Source organism: Streptomyces sp. NPDC024698, from assembly GCF_055559015.1.
In genome coordinates this window covers 156,656-175,866 of sequence record NZ_JBVHLK010000002.1, presented here as the reverse complement: position 1 = coordinate 175,866, position 19,211 = coordinate 156,656, and the positions used below count along the sequence as shown (strand labels likewise).

Here is a 19,211-nt window from a genome sequence, read left to right as displayed (position 1 = left end):
GACCCTCGCGGTCCGGCGCGCCCGTGCCCCTTTCGGTCCGGTCGGACACCGACGCCTGACGCCGTGGGCGAGCTCCGCGCTCTGCCGTCTCACTCCGTGTCATTCCGTCTCAGTATTCGAGTCATCCGAGAGGTCGTCTTCCGATGCGTCAATCGTCCGTCATAGCGCGCCGCGTGGCCGCGGCATCCGTCAGCCTGGTCGTGGCAGCGGGCGCCGCCGCCTGCGGGCCGAAGGACAGCGATGCCAAGAGCTCCGGTGGCGACTCCCAGCCCCACAAGGGCGGCACCCTCACCGTCCTGAACGCCAACCCGCAGCAGGACTTCGACCCCGCGCGGCTCTACACCTCCGGCGGCGGCAACGTGCCCTCGCTCGTCTTCCGCACGCTCACCACCCGCAACCGCGAGAACGGGGCCCCCGGCGCCAAGGTCGTGCCCGACCTGGCCACCGACACCGGCCGCCCCAGCGAGAACGCGACCGTGTGGACGTACACCCTGAAGAAGGGCCTCAAGTACGAGGACGGCAGGCCGATCACCTCCGCCGACATCAAGTACGGCATCGAGCGCTCCTTCGCCGCCGAACTCTCCGGCGGTGCGCCCTACCTCAGGGACTGGCTGATCGGCGGCGCCGGATACCAGGGCCCCTACAAGGACAAGAAGGGCCTCGACTCGATCGAGACGCCGGACGCGCTGACCATCGTCTTCCACCTGAACAAGCCGGAGGGCGAGTTCCCCTACCTGGCCACGCAGACGCAGTTCACACCCGTCCCCAAGGCCAAGGACACCGGCACGAAGTACGAGGAGCACCCGGTCTCCTCGGGCCCGTACAAGGTCGTCAAGAACGAGAACGACGGCGAGCGCCTCACCCTGGAGCGCAACACGTACTGGTCGGCCTCGACCGACGCCGAGCGCAAGGCGTACCCGGACAAGATCGACGTACGGTCCGGCCTGGACTCCTCCGTGATCAACCAGCGGCTGTCCTCCTCCCAGGGCACGGACGCCGCCGCCGTCACCACGGACACCAACCTCGGCCCGGCCGAGCTCGCCAAGGTGACCGGGGACAAGGAGCTGGCCGCCCGGGTCGGCACCGGGCACTTCGGCTACACCGACTACATCGCCTTCAACCCGAAGGTGAAGCCGTTCGACAACCCGAAGGTCCGCCAGGCGATCTCGTACGCCGTCGACCGCAGCTCGGTGATCAACGCCGCGGGCGGCTCCTCGCTCGCCGAGCCCGCGACGACCTACCTGCCGAACCAGAAGTCCTTCGGCTACACCCCGTACGACCACTTCCCGGCGGGCGCGTCCGGCAACGCCGCCAAGGCCGAGGAACTGCTGAAGGAGGCCGGTTACAAGAACGGCCTGACCGTGACGCTCACCCACTCCAACAGCAAGGACTTCGAGACCAGCCCCGAGATCGCGACCGCGATCCAGGACGCGCTCAAGAAGGCCGGCATCACCGTCAAGCTCCAGGGCCTGGAGGAGAACGACTACAGCGACAAGATCCACGGCGCCAAGACCGAGCCGGGCTTCTTCCTCGCCCACTGGGGTGCCGACTGGCCCTCCGGCGGTCCCTTCCTGGCCCCGATCTTCGACGGCCGGCAGATCGTCAAGGACGGCGCCAACTTCAACACCGGCTTCCTGAACGACAAGTCGGTCAACGACGAGATCGACGCGATCAACAAGCTGACCGACCTCGACGCGGCCGCCCGGCGCTGGGGCGCCCTGGACAAGAAGATCGGTGAGCAGGCGCTGACCGTCCCGCTGTTCCACCCCGTCTACAAGCGCCTGTACGGCAAGGACGTCAAGAACATCGTCATCAGCGACTGGACCGGCGTTCTGGACATCTCCCAGGTCGCGGTGAAGTAGCGCCGTGAGCGAGGCACTTCTCGCCTCCCCGGCCCCCGCGGCGGACTCGTCCGCCGCGGGGGCCTCGGGGGCCCGTCAGTTCTGGCGGCGGCTGCGTGCGCAGCGCGCCGCCCTCGTCGCGGCGGCCGTCGTCGCGCTGCTCGTCCTGATCGCGCTCGGCGCACCGCTGCTCACGGCGATCGAGGGCCAGGACCCCACCACCTACCACCCCTCGCTGGTGGACTCCGCGCGCGGCGGCGTCCCCGTCGGCCCGCTCGGCGGCATCGGAGCCCACCACTGGCTCGGCGTCGAACCCCAGACCGGCCGCGACCTGTTCGCGCGTCTCGTCTACGGCGCCAGGGTCTCCCTCGGCGTCGCGCTCGCCGCGACCCTGGTGCAGGTCCTGATCGCCGTCGTCGTGGGCGTCTCGGCGGCGCTCGGGAACCGATGGGTCGACCAGGTGCTGAGCCGGATCACCGAGATCATCGTCGCGCTGCCGCTGATGATCATGTCCCTTGCGCTGCTGGCGATCGTGCCCGGCAGCTTCCCGCGGCCCGTCCTGGTCGCCCTCGTCATCGGTCTGATCGCCTGGGGCACCCTCGCGAAGATCGTGCGCGCGCAGACCCTCACGCTCAAGCAACTGGACTACGTCGCCGCCGCGCGGCTCAGCGGCTGGGGCACCTGGCGGATCGCCCGCCGCGATCTGCTGCCCGGCCTCGCCGCCCCGCTCATCACCTATTCCGCCCTGCTGGTGCCGCAGAACATCGGCGTCGAGGCGGCCCTGTCCTTCCTCGGCGTCGGCGTGAAGCCGCCCACCCCGTCCTGGGGACAGATGCTGACCGCCGCCGACGTCTGGTACCAGGCCGCGCCGCAGTACCTGCTGCTGCCCGCGGGCGCGCTGTTCGTCACTGTCCTCGCCCTGACCGTCCTCGGCGACGGGGTGCGCACCGCCCTCGACCCGCGCGCGGCCTCCCGGCTGCGCGTCGGCACGGGCCGCAGGGGAGAGGCCAGGGCCGAAGCGAACACCGCCGGACCCGCCGACGGGACCGGCCTGCCCCGCCAGGGCACCCCGGGACCGGACCTGCCCGTCCAGGGCGCGTCCGCCGACGGAACGAAGGAGGCCACGGCATGAACGGCTTCGGCGGATTCGTCCTGCGCCGGACCCTCGGCACGGTGGTCACCCTCCTCGCCATCTCGGTGATCGTCTACGTCGTCTTCTACGCCACCCCGGGCAACGTCGCCCAGATCACCTGCGGCCCGCGCTGCTCGCCCGCCCAGGTGCACCAGGTCGCCCAGCAGTTGCACCTCGGGGACCCGCTGTACCTGCGCTACTGGCACTTCCTCCAGGGACTCCTCGCGGGCCAGGACTACTCGACGGGCACCTCCGTCCAGCACTGCCCGGCGCCCTGCCTGGGGCTGTCGTACCAGAGCGACCAGCAGGTCACCCGGCTGATCCTGGCGAAGCTGCCGGTCAGCCTGTCGCTGGTGTTCGGCGCGATGGTCCTCTGGCTCGCGCTCGGTGTCGGCACCGGGGTGCTCTCCGCCTGGCGGCGCGGCCGGCTCAGCGAGCGGGTCCTGACCGGGCTCACCCTCGCGGGCACGGCCACGCCCGTCTTCGTCATCGGCCTGATCCTGATGATCGTCGTGTGCGGCCAGCTGGAACTGCTGCCCTTCCCGCAGTACGTGAAGTTCACCGACGACCCCGAACAGTGGGCGTGGAACCTGGTGCTCCCCTGGCTCTCGCTCGCCCTCGTCGAGGCCGCCGCGTTCGCCCGGCTGACCAGGGCCTCGATGCTGGAGACGCTGGCCGAGGACCACATCCGGACCTTCCGCGCCTACGGCGTGGGCGAGCGGTCGATCATCGGGCGGCACGCCGTCCGGGGGGCGCTCGCCTCGATCATCGCGCTGAACGCCAACACCTTCGGATCGGCGGTCGGCGGCGCGGTGCTCACCGAGACGCTCTTCGGACTGCCCGGCATCGGCCAGGAACTGGTGCACGCGGTGAACGTCGTCGACCTTCCCGTGGTCGTCGGCATGGTCCTGGTCATCGGCTTCTTCGTGGTCATCGCCAACGCCGTCGCGGACGTGCTCTACGCGGTGGCCGACCGACGGGTGGTACTGGCATGAGCGACTCCTCCGCGAATCCCGCCTCCCCGGCGTCCGCGGTCTCCCCCCTGGTCGAAGTCAGCGGTCTCGTCGTCGACTTCGGGGGCCTGCGCGCCGTCGACGGCCTCTCCTTCCGGCTGGAGAAGGGCGCGGCGCTCGGCCTGGTCGGCGAGTCGGGATCGGGCAAGTCCACCGTGGCGTCGGCCCTGCTGGCGCTCCACCGGGGCACCGGAGCGCGGGTCGAGGGCACGGTCCGCGTGGCGGGCGTCGACGTCCAGAGGGCGTCCGACGACGAACTGCGCGGGCTGCGCGGCCGGAAGGCGGCCATGGTCTTCCAGGACCCGCTGTCCTCGCTCGACCCGTACTACGCGGTCGGCGACCAGATCGCCGAGGTGTACCGGGTGCACACCCGGGCCTCCCGGCGAGCGGCACGCGCGCGTGCGGTGGGGGTCCTCGACCGGGTCGGCATCCCGGACGCGGCCCGCAGGTCCCGCTCGCGGCCGCACGAGTTCAGCGGCGGCATGCGCCAGCGTGCCCTCATCGCGATGGCGCTGGTCTGCGAACCCGAGCTGCTGATCGCCGACGAGCCCACCACGGCCCTCGACGTGACCGTCCAGGCGCAGATCCTGGACCTCCTGCACACCCTGCGGCAGGAGACCGGGACGGGTCTGCTGCTGGTCACCCATGACGTCGGGGTCGCGGCCGAGAGCGTCGACGAGATCCTGGTGATGCGCCACGGACGTGCCGTCGAACACGGTCCCGTCGGCGCCGTCCTCGGCGCGCCCCGGGAGCCGTACACCCGCGAACTCCTCGGCGCCGTCCCCCGCGTGGACACCCCCCGGGCGCCCCGGGGAGCCGGACGGGAGGCGGGCACCGGCCCGGCCGAGGACGGCCGCCCGGGCGACGTCGTCCTCGAAGCCGCTGGACTGCGGCGGGAGTTCGGGCGTGGCAAGGGCCGGTTCGCGGCCGTCGACGACGTGTCGCTGACCGTGCGCCGGGGCGAGACCCTCGGCATCGTCGGCGAGAGCGGCAGCGGCAAGACGACCCTGGGAAGGATGCTGGTCGGACTTCTGGAGCCCACGGCCGGCGTGGTCCGCCACGAGGGACGCGAGCAGTCCGGTGTCCGCCCCTCGGTGCAGATGGTCTTCCAGGACCCGGTGTCGTCCCTCAACCCCCGGCGCAGCGTGGGCGAGTCCATCGCCGACCCCCTGCGGGCGCGCGGGGACCGGGACGAGGAGCGCATCCGCGGACGCGTACGGGAACTGCTGGAGCGCGTGGGGCTGGACGGTTCGCACTACGACCGCTACCCGCACGAGTTCAGCGGCGGCCAGCGCCAGCGCGTCGGCATCGCACGGGCCCTGGCCGCGGAACCGCACGTGATCGTGTGCGACGAGCCGGTCTCCGCGCTCGACGTCACCACACAGGCCCAGGTGGTCGCCCTGCTCGGCGAGCTCCAGCGGGAACTCGGGCTCGCGCTCGTGTTCGTGGCGCACGACCTCGCCGTCGTACGCCAGGTCAGCGACCACGTGGCCGTGATGCGGCGCGGCCGGCTCGTCGAGTACGGTCCCGCCGACGAGGTCTACGAGCGTCCCCGCGACCCGTACACCCGGCAGCTCCTGGCCGCCGTACCCGCGCTCGATCCGGAGGTCGCGGCACGGCGCCGCGCGGAGCGGGGGGAACTGGCCCCGGCGTGATCCGGGGCCGGGTCCCGCGGGCCGCGAACGTGTCCGCGTGATCTCGTAGCGCGGCGAAACGCGACCTGCGCGGGAAAGTTACGACCGTTCACCCCTTCTGGTGGTGCGACGGACAACCGTCCGTCGTACCACCGCCTTGTCCGCATACCTTCGTCCCGCTGCGAGCCGCCGGGTCAACGGCGGCTCCCCATGCGGGAGATCGGGGGTGTGCTCGTGCGCATCGGACTGCTTACGGAGGGTGGCTATCCGTATGTGAGCGGTGATGCCGGACTCTGGTGCGACCGGCTCGTGCGCGGACTCGGGCAGCACACGTTCGACATCTACGCCCTCAGCCGCACCGAGCGCCAGGAGGCCCAGGGCTGGGTCAGGCTGCCGCCCCAGGTCGGCCGGGTCCGTACGGCACCGCTGTGGGCCACCCACGACGGCGGGGCGGTGTACGGCCGCCGGGCCAGGCGCCGGTTCGCCGAGGCGTACGGAGAACTGGCGGCGGCGGTGTGCGCGGGGCCGGGGACCGGAGGCCGGGAAGTCCCCGGAGAGCAGGCGGATCCGGCGGATTCCGCCGGCGCCGAGGCGGACCGTTTCGCCAGCGCCCTGTACGCGCTGGCCGAACTCGCCCGGGACGAGGGCGGACCGGCCGGCGCCCTGCGCTCCGAGGACGCGGTGCGCATCCTCGAACGCGCCTGCCGCGCACCGGGCGCCCTCCGCAGCGCCGGCACCGCGCGCGTCCCCGACCTGCTCGCCGTCGCCGCGCACGTCGAACGCGCCCTGCGTCCGCTCTCGCTCGACTGGTACGAGGACGACGCCCTCGGTTCAGCGGACCTCTGCCACGCCGCGGCCGGCGGGGCCGCCGCGCTGCCCGGCCTCCTCGCCCGCCACCTTCTCGGCGTCCCCCTGCTCGTCACCGAGTACGGCGTGCATCTGCGGGCGCACTATCTCGCCGCCGCGACCCTCGAAGAGGCCCCTGCCGTGCGCGCCCTGCTCGCCGGCTTCCACGGCCGGCTCGCCACGGAGGTCTACCGCGCCGCCTCCCTCATCACGCCCGGCAACACGCACGCCCGCCGCTGGCAGGAGCGCTGCGGCGCCGACCGGGCCAGACTGCGCACGGTCCACCCCGGAATGGAGGCCACGCGCTTCGCGGACGTCGGGGAGGGAGTGCCGGGCAGCCGGTGCGCGGACCCCGACACCCTGGTGTGGGTCGGCCGCGTCGAACCGGCCAAGGACCTGATCTCCCTGCTGCACTCCTTCGCCGAGATCCGCAGGGCCGAACCCCGGACCCGGCTGAGGATCGTCGGCGCCCCCGCCGAGGACCCGGAGGCGGCCACCTATCTGGCGCACTGCAAGGCACTGGCGGCGCAGCTCTTCCCCGACGAGGCGGACGGCGCCCACGCCGTCGGCGACAACCCGGTCTCCTTCGAGGAGATCGGCGGCCCGGACCTCCTGAGCCTCGCGGAGGCCTACGCCTGCGGCGCCGTGGTCGTCCTGTCCAGCGTCGTGGAGGGCTTCCCGGTCAGCCTGGTCGAAGCCATGCTCTGCGGCCGGGCCACCGTCTCCACGGACGTGGGCGCGGTCGTCGAGGTCATCGGCGGTACGGGTCTGGTGGTCCCGCCGCGCAACCCACGGGCGCTCGCCGAGGCGTGCGTGGCACTGCTGCGCGATCCCGAACGCCGTGAACGGCTCGGCGCGGCGGCCCGCGCCCGCGCCCTCGAACTCTTCACCGTCGAGCAGAACATCACGGCATTTCACGGCATTTACCTGGAGATCGTCTCGCACTCCCCGGTGCGCCGGGTCGTCGTGGACGAACAGGGGGAGCCGCGGCCCTTCGGCACTCCCGCCGAGGCCCGGGTGCCCGGCCGCTGGACCGAGACCCGCTTCCTGACCGAGCGCAGGCCGCGCTGGGCGGAGGGGGCGCCGGTACGGGCCACCGTGCCCCCGCCGGTACCCGTGGCCGTGAGGGAGGGCACATGACGATCGACAGCGCGGAACCGGGCGCCCCCGAGCGGGCCGTCCACCGCGACGAACCCGACGGGCCCGCCGGGCGACGCGGTGCGGTGGACCCGGTGAAGGCGCTCATGCACCGTCACCGAGAGCTCTGCGCACGGGCCGTGGACCCGCTGGAGATCGCGGCGGGCCTGGAGGCGCACGGGGTCACCGACCGGACCGCCGCGCGCCTGCGGCACCGTGACGTCTTCTCGCTCGCCGAGGAGATGTACGCCCGCGCGGCACGCGACGGGGAGGAGGGGCCCCGCGCCGAGACCGCGGACCGCCCCGGCCCGCGCCCCTACTGGGCGGTGCTCGCGCTGACGCCGGGCGTCCTCGGCGCGGCCGTCGTCGCCGGTCTGCGGCTCACCGACGGGCAACCGCGGGCGGCCGTCGCCGCGTTCGGAGCGCTGGCCATGGCACCGGTCCTGCACCTCGCCTTCCGGCGCGGCCCCCTGAGCACCCGGCGCCGCGCCACGGCCGGCGCAGGCGCGTGGACCTGCTGGCTCCTCGCGTACGCCCTCGTCGGCGACGGACTGCTCAGCGCCGCCCGGGACGGCGGCCCGCACGGCGCCTGGTCCCTGGCCACCGCACCCGTGCTGGCCCTCTTCCTGGCCTGCGCCCCGGCCGCCTGGTGCGCCCATCTCTTCGCCGCCCGCGCCCGCCGCCGGCTGATCGCGAGCCGCGGCCTGGAGGAGTTCACCACCGCCGTACGCCCTCTGCTCTTCGGGGCGTTCGGCCTGTTCACGGCCGCGCTGTGCGCTCTGCTCGTGCTGTGCGCGACGGCACTGGACGAACCGCCCGCATACGCCGGAGCCGGCGCGCTCGGCGCACTGCTCCTCCTCGCGCGGCTTCTCACGGCACACGGCTTCCCCCAGGTCGCGGACCGTGCCCTCGCGGGCGCGGGTGCGGCGGAGGCCGTCGCCCTCGCCACGGTCTTCGCCGCGCGGCTGCCCGGCTGCTCGTTCCTCGCCGCCCCCGTCGAGGGACTGACCGCGGCGGCGGGCCCCGGGGCCGTGCCGGCCCTGGCCTGCGGGGCGGGCGCCCTCGTCCTCCTCGTCCAGGCGGCCCGCACGCTCACCCGAGCCTCGGCCCACGCCCCGCCCTGCGAGGCCTCATGACCGGCGATCACCCCACGCCCCGAGCCGAGCCCCCGCGCGCCGAGGCCTCGCACGCCGAACGCCCGCGCGCCGAGGCCTCGCACGCCGAACGCCCGCGCGCCGAGGTTGCGCACGCCGAACCCCAGCGCGCCGAGGTTGCGCACGCCGAACGCCCGCACGCCGAGCCCGTCCGTGCCGTGGCCCACCAGGTGGCCCGTTCGGCCGGGTGGGCCGGGGGCGTCCGAGACCGGCCGACGGCACCACCGCCGTGAGCCCTCCCCGGATTCCGGTCAGCTTCCCGGATCCGGGCCCCCTTTCTCCCGCGGGGCCGACACCGCGGGCCCTCTTACCGACCTACGGCATCACCTCGAAGGAGACAGCCAGATGATCACCTCCCGAACCGGAGAATCCGCCCCGGGAGCTGCCCGATGAGGGTCCTGCTGATCGGAGCCAACGGTTACCTCGGACGATTCGTCGCCGACAGACTGCTCGCCGACCCGGCCGTGCAGCTCACCGCGCTCGGCCGGGGCGACGACGCCGACGTCCGGTTCGACCTCGCCTCGGGCAGCCCCGGCGCGCTCACCCGCTTCCTGGACGCCGTGCACCCCGGAGTCGTCATCAACTGCGCGGGCGCCACCCGCGGCGGCGCCCGCGAACTGACCCGGCACAACACCGTCGCCGTCGCCACCGTCTGCGAGGCCCTGCGCCGCAGCGGCTGCGGCGCCCGGCTCGTCCAGCTCGGCTGCGGCGCCGAGTACGGGCCGAGCCAGCCCGGCTCCTCCACCGCGGAGGACGCCGTGCCGCGCCCGGGCGGCCCGTACGGCGTGAGCAAGCTCGCCGCGACCGAACTCGTCCTCGGCTCAGGTCTGGACGCCGTCGTGCTCCGCGTCTTCTCCCCGGCCGGACCCGGCACGCCCGCCGGATCCCCGCTCGGCCGGCTCGCCGAGGCCCTGCGCCGTGCCATGCAGGCCCACGACGGCGAACTCAAGCTCGGCGGCCTCGGTGTCCAGCGCGACTTCATCGACGTCCGCGACGTGGCCCGCGCCGTCCACGCCGCCTCCCTCTCCGCCGCGCAGGGCGTGATCAACATCGGCTCGGGCCGTGCCGTACGCCTCCGCGACGCCGCCTCCGTCCTCGCACGGGTGGCCGGCTACAGCGGCAGCCTGCACGAACTGGACGGCCCGCCCGGCCCTTCCATGCGGCCGGCCATCGGCCACCCCCGCCCCGAACCCGACCACGCGGCCCCGGTCGCCTACCCCTACCCCGACGGCTGCGGCAGCTGGCAGCAGGCCGATGTGCGCACCGCGCGCGACCGGCTCGGCTGGCGGCCCCGGATCAATCTGGAGGAGTCCCTCGCCGACATCTGGATGGAGGCGGCGTGTCGTATCTGACCAGAACCGCGACCGGCGGCGCGAGCACCGACCTCGGACTCGGCTTCGGTGTCCCCGGCCACGCCCATCCTCTCGTCGCCCCGATGGAATGGGACGAACTCACCCGGCCCGGCACCCCCTTGCACTGGGTCGTCCTGAACGTGGACAACGGTCCCGGCGAGCGCCCCGACCCGCGGTGCCTGGAGGCCACGGGACGGCTGCGCAACGCGGGGGTCAGGGTGCTGGGACTCATCGACGCCGGCCACGGGGTGCGGCCCTTCGGCGAGATGATCGCCGACGCGCGCCGCCACCACGACTGGTACCAGGCGGACGGCTTCGTCCTCGGCCGCTGCCCCACCGAACGCGCCGCTCTCCCCGATGTCCGCCGGACGGTCGACGAGCTGCGCGCGCTGCGGGACGGCGCCCACGTCGTGTTCGGCCACGGCACCCACCCGCACCCGGGATACGCCGAGTGCGCCGACCAGTTGGTGACGTTCTCGGGTCCCTGGACGGAATACCGCTGGTCGCAGGTCGCCGAGTGGACCGCCGACTATCCCCCGGAGCGCTTCTGCCACTTCGTGCACGGCGTGCCGCGCGGTCATCTGGACGAGGCGCTGCGCATCGCCCGCTGGCAGGGCGCGGCGACGATCTACTTCACCGACCGCTCCGATCACGGCGGGACGGCCGACCCCTGGGAGGCGATGCCCGGCTACTGGGACGAACTCGTCTCGCGGATCGGAACGGGTGTCTCGGAATGAAGAAGGGCGTGGCAGTGTTACGGGGAGAACAACCGTAGTGATAGACCGACCAACGGAGTCCCCGTGTCGCTGCCACCCCTGGTAGAGCCAGCCTCTGAGCTCACCGTAGACGAGGTCCGCAGGTACTCCCGCCACCTGATCATCCCCGATGTGGGCATGGACGGGCAGAAGCGGCTGAAGAACGCCAAGGTGCTCTGTGTGGGCGCCGGCGGCCTCGGATCGCCGGCGCTGATGTACCTGGCCGCGGCGGGCGTCGGCACGCTCGGCATCGTGGAGTTCGACGAGGTCGACGAGTCGAACCTCCAGCGCCAGATCATCCACAGCCAGGCGGACATCGGCCGTTCCAAGGCCGCGTCCGCCCGCGATTCCGTACTGGGCATCAACCCGTACGTGAACGTGGTCCTTCACGAAGAGCGGCTCGAGGCCGAGAACGTGATGGACATCTTCAGCCAGTACGACCTGATCGTCGACGGCACCGACAACTTCGCGACCCGCTACCTGGTCAACGACGCGTGTGTGCTGCTCAACAAGCCGTACGTGTGGGGCTCGATCTACCGCTTCGACGGCCAGGCCTCCGTCTTCTGGTCGGAGCACGGTCCCTGCTACCGCTGCCTCTATCCGGAGCCCCCGCCGCCGGGCATGGTGCCCTCCTGCGCCGAGGGCGGCGTCCTCGGCGTGCTGTGCGCGTCCATCGGCTCCATCCAGGTCAACGAGGCGATCAAGCTCCTCGCGGGTATCGGTGAGCCGCTCGTCGGCCGCCTGATGATCTACGACGCCCTGGAGATGCAGTACCGCCAGGTCAAGGTCCGCAAGGACCCGGACTGCGCGGTCTGCGGCGAGAACGCCACCGTCACCGAGCTCATCGACTACGAGGCCTTCTGCGGCGTCGTGTCCGAGGAGGCGCAGGAGGCGGCCGCCGGTTCGACGATCACTCCCAAGCAGCTCAAGGAGTGGATCGACGACGGCGAGAACATCGAGATCATCGATGTCCGCGAGGTCAACGAGTACGAGATCGTCTCGATCCCCGGCGCCAAGCTGATCCCCAAGAACGAGTTCCTCATGGGCACCGCCCTGGCGACCCTGCCGCAGGACAAGAAGATCGTCCTGCACTGCAAGACGGGTGTCCGCAGTGCGGAGGTCCTCGCCGTCCTGAAGTCCGCCGGTTTCTCCGACGCGGTGCACGTCGGCGGCGGTGTGATCGGCTGGGTCAACCAGATCGAGCCCGAGAAGCCGGTGTACTGACCGGCCGACCGCCCCGCTCTCCCGACGGCGGGGGTTTCGCGGACCCGGTGTCCGCGAGGCCCCCGCCCTCGTCATGAACAGACCTTGCCGTCCTTCGGCACCGTCCCGTCCAGCAGATAGCTGTTCACGGTCGAGTCGACACAGTCGCTCCCGCTCCCGTAGGCGCCATGGCCCTCGCCCTTCCAGGTGAGTTCCACGCCGACTCCCTTGCCGAGCCCGTCCGCCATCCTGCGCGCCCCTTCGTACGGCGTCGCCGGGTCCCCGGTGTTGCCGACGACCAGCACGGGCCCGGCTCCCGGTGCGCTCACCTCCGGATGGTCGAACTGCCCGGCCACCGGCCAGTCGTGACACCAGCCCGCCGTGTCCCAGCCCATGAAGTCGCCGAACACGGGCGAGATCTTCTCGAACTCGGGGAGCCGCTTCCTCGTCTCCTCGGGAGTCGGCCGCTCCTTGTCGTCCAAGCACGATATGACCCGCTGGGAATGGGTCGTCGTGCCGTAACGGCCGGAGGCGTCTCGTTCGTTGTAGGCGTCGGCCAGCGTCAGCAGGGCCGAACCGTCCCCGCTCTCGGCGTCCTTCAGGGCCTCGGTCAGGCGCGGCCAGCCCTCCTTGCTGTAGAGCGGCAGCACGATGCCGGTCAGCGCCAGCGTCTGGGTGAGCTCACGGCCGCCGCCCGCGGGCAACGGCTTCGCGTCGATCCGCTTCAGCAGGTCCGCGATCTTCAGCGAGCCCTGCTTCGGGTCCTGGCCCGTGGATTTCAGGTAGTCGTCCAGGGCGCGCTGGAATCCCAGCGTCTGGTTCTTGGCGTGGCCCACGGTGTCGGCGCTCGGGTCGACGACCGCGTCCAGGGCCAGTCGCCCCACGTTCCTCGGGAACAAGTGGGCGTACACGCCGCCCAGTTCGGTGCCGTACGAGATGCCGAAGTAGTGCATCCGGCGGTCGCCCAGAACCTGGCGCATCAGGTCCATGTCGCGGGCCGTGTCCGTCGTCGAGACATGGGACAGCAGTGTGCCCGCGGCCTTCGCGCAGCCCTTGCCGAGGTCGGCGGCGTCCTTGAAGTAGGCCGCCTCCTCGGCCGCGTCGTCCGGGGTGGCGTCCACCGACTCGGCGGCCTGGATCGCCCGGTCCCCGCGGCACCGCACCCCTTCACTGGCGGCGACCCCGCGCGGGTCCCAGCTCACCAGGTCGTAGCGCTCGTGCAGCGGGCCGACGACACTCGCGTACGACGGCATCGTGGAGACGCCCGAACCGCCCGGGCCGCCGAAGTTGAAGAGGAGCGAGCCGATGCGCTTGCCCTGGCCGCCCGTCGCCCTGGAGCGGATGAGGGCCAGATCGATCGTCGCGCCGCCCGGCTTCGCGTAGTCCAGCGGGGCCTTGAGCGTGGCGCACCGCCAGTCGCTCCCGGGCGCGGGCGAGTCCGAAGTGCCTTTGCAGCGGCCCCAGTCGAGCTTCTGCGTGGTCAGGGAGGCGGGCAGTCCCGGTGATCCGCCGGAGGGCGGCGCACTGGCCGGCGCCCCGTCGCCGTTCTTCCCCTCGTTCTTCCCGCCGGCCGGTGAGCCCCCGCAGCCGGCCAGCAGCAACGTGGCCGCGGCCGCGGCCGTCCACCGTGCGAAACGTGTCATGAGTGCCCCCCTCGCCCATGGTCCGCCCGAAGTCGCGGATCACTTGCACGCCATAGTAGGCGCAGGCCGCGGACCGCCGTCGAGGCCTGTGGATAACGCTCTGACCTGCAACTTTCTAGGAGCAGACGGTTCCGGCCGACGGAACGGTGCCGTTCAGCAGATAGCCGTTCACCGCGCCCTGCACACACTTGTTCTTGCTGTCGTAGGCGCCATGCCCCTGGCCCTTGTACGTCAGCTCGACCCCGACGCCCTTGCCCAGCGCGTTCACCATCGCCCGGGCGCCCTCGTACGGTGTCGCCGGGTCGCCGGTGTTGCCGACGACGAGGATCGGCGCCGCGCCGGGAGCGCTCACGTCCGGGTGCTCGGCCGCTCCCGGCACGGCCCAGTCGGTGCAACTGACCATGCCCCAGGCCAGATAGTCGCCGAACAGCGGGGAGGCGGCCTGGAACGCGGGAACCCTCGACTTCACGAAGTCCGCGGTGTAACGCGGCTTGTCGTCGGCGCAGTTGATGGAGATGTTGGCCGGAGTGATGTTGCTGTACTGGCCGTTCTCGCTGCGCCCGTTCATCGAGTCGGACAGGAGCATCAGAATCTTGCCGTCACCCTCGTACGCCTGCTGAAGCCCCTCCGTCAGGTACTCCCAGAAGTCCTTGGAGTACAGCGACTGCGCGATGCCGCTGGTGGCGGCGGTCTGGGTGAGCCGGCGCGGGAAGACGCCGGGGATCGGCTTGCTGTCGAGGTCCTTCAGCAGCTTGGCGATGCGGTCCTTGACGTCCTGCGGGGTGTCGCCGATGGGGCAGTCCTCGGCCTTCGAGGTGCAGTCCTTCGCGAAGTTGTCCAGCGCGAGCTGGAACCCCTTCGCCTGGCCGAGGGAGCTCTGCTCCACGTTCTGGGTCGGGTCGACGACTCCGTCGAACACGGCCCGTCCCACGTTCTTGGGGAACAAGTGGGCGTATACACCGCCCAGTTCGGTGCCGTACGAGATGCCGAAGTAGTGCAGCTTGTCGTCGCCGAGCACCTGCCGCATCAGATCCATGTCGCGCGCGGCGTCCGTGGTGCGCACATGGGGGAGGAACTTGCCGGAGTTCTTCTCGCAGGCCGCGTTGAACGTCTTCGTGTTCCGCAGGAGAGCCTTTTGTTCGGTGGCGTCGTCCGGAGTCGCGTCCTGCTGGAAGAACCGGTCGAGCTGCTGGTCGTTCTCGCACTTCACCCCGGCGCTGCGGCCCACCCCGCGGGGGTCGAAGCTCACGAGGTCGTAGCGGGTGCGCAGGGCGGCGTAGTCCTGTCCGAACGCGGGCAGGGTCGCCACGCCCGACCCGCCGGGGCCGCCGAAGTTGAAGACGAGCGAGCCGATCCGCTTGGCGGGGGCGCCGCTCGCCTTCGCCCGGATCAGTGCGATCCCGATCGTGTCGCCCTTGGGGTCGGACCAGTCGAGGGGCGCCTTCATGGTGGCGCACTGCCACTCCGCGCCTCCTGGCAGCGGCGAGGGGGCGCTGCCGCCGCCCTGGGCCTCGGACGGCGCGGGGCATGCCTTCCAGTCCAGCTTCTGCGCCGTCAGGTCCCCGTGCCCGGAGTCACCGCTGCAACCGGACACCCACGAGGTCAGCAGGACGGCGGTGACGGCCAGGGCGGCGGCGCGCGGCTGGGACGGGTTCGGCATGTTCCCCATCCTGCGGGCGGGCGGGGTGGGGCGCTCGGGGCGCGAGCCGTGTGGGTGAGGACGCGCGGAGGGCCCGCGCCGATGGGCACGGGCCACGACGAGACGGTCCCCGGTTCGCCGGGGCGGGGCCGTCCGCGAGCCGCCGGGACCGGACCCTCCGTACGCCCTCGGGACGGCAGGGCGCACGGGCGGTCCGGGACGGCAGGGCGTACGCGCGGGTCCGGGGCGGGATCCTAGAGCGCGCCCTTGCGGGTCAGGTGGTTGAAGAACAGCCATCCCGGCAGCACCGGGATCCACAGGGTCAGCAGCCGGTACAGCAGCACGGCGGGCGCCGCGACCTCCTTGGGCAGACCGACGGCGATCAGACCGACCGTGAGGGTCGCCTCGACCGCGCCCACACCGCCGGGGGTCGGAGCCGCCGAGCCCAGCGCGTTGCCGGCGAGGAAGACGACGGCGACGCTCGCGAGGCTGAGCGTGGTCGTCTCCTCGTGGCCGAACGCGCGGATCGACGCGTCCAGGCACATCACGAAGCAGGCCGTCAGCAGCAGCATGCCGCCGATGCCGGTGATGAGCTTCTGGGGCCGCTGGAGCACGTCCAGCATGCGCGGTACGACGCCCGCGAACAGCGACCTCACGCGCGTGGAGACGAACTTGCGCAGCAGCGGCACCGACGTCACCACGAGGATGAACACCGCGACCGTCAGCAGACCCGCGATGACCGTGCGGGACGGCGACAGGGACGGCGTCTTCTCCGTGCCGGTCATGTAGCCGAATGACAGCAGCATCAGGATGTGGCAGCCGAGCCCGAACAGCTGCGACGCGCCGACACTCGCCACCGCGAGCCCCGGCCGCACCCCGGCACGCTGGAGGAAGCGGGTGTTGAGGGCGACACCGCCGACCGCGGCGGGCGCCACGATCTTCACGAACGAGCCGGCGACCTGGGCCGCCGTGGTCCGCAGGAACGGCACCCGCTCGGGCACGAAGCCGAGCAGGCTCATCGCCGCCGCGAAGTAGCTCAGGGCCGAGAACAGCACGGCCGCCGCGACCCAGCCCCACTCGGCGTTGTCGAAGAGGGTCCCGAACTCGATGTGGGTGAGCTGCGTGAGCAGGAAGTACGCGCCGATCGCCCCGGCGATGAAACTGATGAGCGTGCGGGGCTTGATCCGCTCCAGACGGGCCGGTTCCACGGGCGCCTGCGGTCTGATCAGCAGTACCTGGTGGCGGATCTGGGTGAGCAGATCCTCCTCGCGCGCCTCGTCAAGGGCCTCGTCGATCGCCCGCTTCTCGGCGCGCTGCTCGGCGCGTACGGCCTTCTTCCCGGCCTTCTCCGGCACAGGTGGGGCTGCTTCCCCGCCTTCCTCGGCCGCTTCCTCGGCGCGGGCGAGCTTGGCCTGCCGCGAGGCCTCCAGGACCGCCTCGCGCTCGCGCTGCGCGCGCTCCCGGGCGAGCCGGCGCAGCGTCGCGCGCGTGGAGCGCGTGAGAGCGATCGGCTGGAGCATGGGCAGACAGTCGGCGACGGCGTCCGGGCCGAGCACGCCCACCGCCGACGCCACCGCCCGTTCGGCGCCCACGCGCAGCCCGAGGGTCGTCACCAGCTGGGCGACGTCCATGCGCAGCAGCAGATCGCCGGCCGCGATCTCGCCTCCGCGCAGATCCGTGAGGATCACCGTGCCGGAACGATCCACCAGAATCGCGTCGCCGGCGAGCCGCCGGTGCGCGATGCGCCGGGACTGGAGCGCCTGCACCTGGTGCCAGGTGTCGCGCAGCAGCTGGTCGGTGATCAGCTCGTCGGGCAGGGAGTCCAGGGTGTGCGCACCGGTGTGTTCGTAGACGAGCATCACGGCGTCGGGGCCCAGCTCGGAGGTGGCGATCAGCTTGGGCGCGTTGGCCCCGGCCGCGATGGCCGCGTAGGCAAGGAGGGCCTCCTGCTCCAGGGCCTGGCGCAGGGACTGGAGACTGCGGCGCGTGGTGATGCCGCGCAGCGTCAGGCGCCGCCAGACGCGGTAGAAGAAGCCCTGTGCCTGCTGCTCGCGGTCGACGACCGTGACGTCCAGGGGCGGGCCGTCCTCCAGGGTGACGAAGTAGCGCCGTCCGCGGTCGCCGCTCTCCGCGTTCTCCGGCATCTCCTCGCGGGCCGCGCTGACCGGGTGGAAGCCGACGTGCCTCAGGCCCGCCATGAGCGTCCGTCCGGTCGGCCGCACGTTCGGCGAGCCGACCGCGTACAGCGTTCCGTAGGCGACGGTCCAGCCGATCAGTACCGTCAGGATGATCGAGAACGGGGTCGTGTAGCCGGTCACCAGCATGGAGAAGGCGTCCAGGAGCAGCACGACCCACAGCACCCCGCGCCAGCGCGGTCTGCGGGACATGCCGACGGCCGTCATGTAGGCGATGACCGGTGCGAGATAGCCGTGCACCGGGTCGGTGAGCGCGTGGACGTCACCGGGCGAGGGCTGGGTGAGCGCCTCCTGGATGGAGCCGGGGGCGCCCTTCGCGACCCAGAGGTCCGTGGCGAGTGTCACTCCGTGCGCGAGGACGGCGGCGAGGACGCCGTCGGCGATCCGCAGCCCGTCCCGTTTGATCAGCCGCTCGATGGCGAAGGCGACCGGCACGAGGAGGATCGCGATGCTGGACGCCAGTCCGGCGATCTTGATCAGCAGATCGGGTGCCTGTCCGGTGCCCTTGTTGATGTCCTGTTCGAGGCCTGAGGTGGTGCCGTGCGCGAACGCGGCGATGGCGAGCAGCACCACGATCGCGAGAACGCCGACCAGGAGCCGCATCAGGTCGGACGGGCGGTGCACGCGCGCGGGCAGCAGGGGTTCGTCGCCCTCCACCTCGTCCGCGTGGACCTCGTCCGCGCAGCCGGTGCCGCGCTCGGCCTGCCGCTTCTCGTCCGAGGGGGTTCGGGAGAGGGCGTCCTGCTCCTTGTCCTGCTCCTCGGAGGCGAGGGCTTCCCTCTCGTCAGGGTCTTCAGGAGTGAGCGTTTCCCCGGCTTCGGGGGACTCGGCCGCCTTGTCGTCCCCGTCCTTCTCGCCGGCGCCGCCGGTGTCAGGGCGTGACGAGGCGGCGGAGGTGCTCTCCGCGTCTTCGGGGTGCACGCCCTGCTGCCTCATGGTCTCTTCTTGGTCTCGTATCACCAGTCACCGCCCGCACGATGGTGGCATGCCCGACCGACACACGGGGGCATCAGGGTGCAAATGAGGGGCGTGCAATCTGCTACAAGCGTCACTCCGCGGGAAGGAGTATGCACAGCCGCCGCGGGGTCACGTTGTCGGTGGCGTGGGGCAGGATGGGGCGGATGAGCGAGGAGAGCCTTTCGGCGGACGCACTGCCGGAGTACGCGGAGCGGGTCCTCGACGTCGCCGAGCTGATTCCGCCCGGCCGCGTCATGACGTACGGCGACATCGCCGAATGGCTGGAGGAGGGCGGACCGCGCCAGGTGGGCCGGGTGCTGGCCCTGTACGGCGGAGCGGTTCCGTGGTGGCGCGTCATGCGCGCCGACGGCGTGCTGCTGCCCGGCCACGAGCTGGACGCGCTGGCCCACTACCGCGACGAGGGGACGCCTCTGAAGGAGGCGAGCCGGGCCTCGGCGGGGCATCTGCCGCGCGTCGACATGAGACGGGCCCGATGGGACGGCGGCGAACGCGCGGAAGGTCACACCTGACAGCTTCCGGCATTCAGGGGGCCGAAGGGGACACTGAGGCCTGTACGAGGGAAACGAGGCACATCCGTGACATGCCGTACGTTCGTACGTCACGGGACGCATGGGGCACTCGGGGCGCTCGGGGTGTGAGGGAACAATCGGAAGCCCTCCTTCCGGGAATCGCACCGGCGTAGCGTCATC

Annotated in this window: 14 protein-coding genes; 11 read left to right on the top strand and 3 right to left on the bottom strand. The window is 72.1% G+C overall.

What is annotated here, in order from left to right:
* Positions 1–143 precede the first annotated feature (143 nt).
* The 10 genes from ACZ4AA_RS05215 (at position 144) to moeZ (ending at position 12,088) form a co-directional block, all read left to right on the top strand.
* Positions 144–1,862 carry an ABC transporter substrate-binding protein gene (locus tag ACZ4AA_RS05215; protein WP_467595610.1) on the top strand — a complete coding sequence of 573 codons (1,719 nt, stop codon included), beginning with the start codon at positions 144–146 and terminating at the stop codon, positions 1,860–1,862.
* A 4-nt stretch (positions 1,863–1,866) separates the two neighbouring features.
* Entirely contained in the window at positions 1,867–2,973 is a 1,107-nt protein-coding gene (locus ACZ4AA_RS05210) for an ABC transporter permease (protein WP_467595607.1), read from the top strand.
* Positions 2,970–3,968 (top strand): ABC transporter permease, encoded by a 999-nt coding sequence (locus ACZ4AA_RS05205; RefSeq protein ID WP_467595603.1) that lies wholly within the window; start codon positions 2,970–2,972, stop codon positions 3,966–3,968. Before ACZ4AA_RS05210 ends, ACZ4AA_RS05205 begins: the two co-directional genes overlap by 4 nt.
* Positions 3,965–5,641, top strand: a complete 1,677-nt coding sequence (locus tag ACZ4AA_RS05200; RefSeq protein WP_467595600.1) for a dipeptide ABC transporter ATP-binding protein — start codon at positions 3,965–3,967, stop codon at positions 5,639–5,641. Before ACZ4AA_RS05205 ends, ACZ4AA_RS05200 begins: the two co-directional genes overlap by 4 nt.
* Before the next feature lie 213 nt (positions 5,642–5,854).
* Positions 5,855–7,606: a DUF3492 domain-containing protein gene (locus ACZ4AA_RS05195; protein ID WP_467597043.1), complete on the top strand. Its 1,752-nt coding sequence runs from the start codon at positions 5,855–5,857 to the stop codon at positions 7,604–7,606.
* On the top strand, positions 7,603–8,739 hold the full coding sequence (locus ACZ4AA_RS05190; RefSeq protein ID WP_467595597.1) for a hypothetical protein: 1,137 nt from the start codon (positions 7,603–7,605) through the stop codon (positions 8,737–8,739). The genes ACZ4AA_RS05195 and ACZ4AA_RS05190 overlap by 4 nt, the downstream gene beginning before the upstream one ends.
* Positions 8,736–8,990, top strand: coding sequence for a hypothetical protein (locus ACZ4AA_RS05185; protein ID WP_467595594.1), 255 nt, complete (start codon positions 8,736–8,738; stop codon positions 8,988–8,990). The genes ACZ4AA_RS05190 and ACZ4AA_RS05185 overlap by 4 nt, the downstream gene beginning before the upstream one ends.
* 156 nt (positions 8,991–9,146) lie before the next feature.
* A complete protein-coding gene (locus ACZ4AA_RS05180) occupies positions 9,147–10,109 on the top strand; it encodes an NAD-dependent epimerase/dehydratase family protein (protein WP_467595589.1) in 963 nt (320 codons plus the stop codon).
* Positions 10,097–10,846, top strand: a complete 750-nt coding sequence (locus tag ACZ4AA_RS05175) for a spherulation-specific family 4 protein (RefSeq protein WP_467595584.1) — start codon at positions 10,097–10,099, stop codon at positions 10,844–10,846. Before ACZ4AA_RS05180 ends, ACZ4AA_RS05175 begins: the two co-directional genes overlap by 13 nt.
* A 63-nt stretch (positions 10,847–10,909) precedes the next feature.
* Complete coding sequence (gene moeZ / locus ACZ4AA_RS05170) at positions 10,910–12,088, top strand: adenylyltransferase/sulfurtransferase MoeZ (protein ID WP_467595581.1); 1,179 nt, start codon at positions 10,910–10,912, stop codon at positions 12,086–12,088.
* Between the two features lie 71 nt (positions 12,089–12,159).
* Here the strand turns inward: moeZ and ACZ4AA_RS05165 are convergent, their stop codons facing one another.
* The 3 genes from ACZ4AA_RS05165 to ACZ4AA_RS05155 all read right to left on the bottom strand — a co-directional run bounded on the left by ACZ4AA_RS05165 (position 12,160) and on the right by ACZ4AA_RS05155 (position 18,480).
* Complete coding sequence (locus ACZ4AA_RS05165; RefSeq protein WP_467595576.1) at positions 12,160–13,710, bottom strand: alpha/beta hydrolase; 1,551 nt, start codon at positions 13,708–13,710, stop codon at positions 12,160–12,162.
* Positions 13,711–13,825: 115 nt separating this feature from the next.
* Positions 13,826–15,370 carry an alpha/beta hydrolase gene (locus ACZ4AA_RS05160; protein WP_467595573.1) on the bottom strand — a complete coding sequence of 515 codons (1,545 nt, stop codon included), beginning with the start codon at positions 15,368–15,370 and terminating at the stop codon, positions 13,826–13,828.
* 233 nt (positions 15,371–15,603) lie between these two features.
* Positions 15,604–18,480, bottom strand: a complete 2,877-nt coding sequence (locus ACZ4AA_RS05155) for a lysylphosphatidylglycerol synthase transmembrane domain-containing protein (protein ID WP_467595571.1) — start codon at positions 18,478–18,480, stop codon at positions 15,604–15,606.
* Positions 18,481–18,665: 185 nt separating this feature from the next.
* On the opposite strand from ACZ4AA_RS05155, the gene ACZ4AA_RS05150 reads away from it, so the two are divergent.
* Positions 18,666–19,031, top strand: coding sequence for an MGMT family protein (locus ACZ4AA_RS05150; RefSeq protein WP_467595568.1), 366 nt, complete (start codon positions 18,666–18,668; stop codon positions 19,029–19,031).
* Positions 19,032–19,211: the final 180 nt, after the last annotated feature.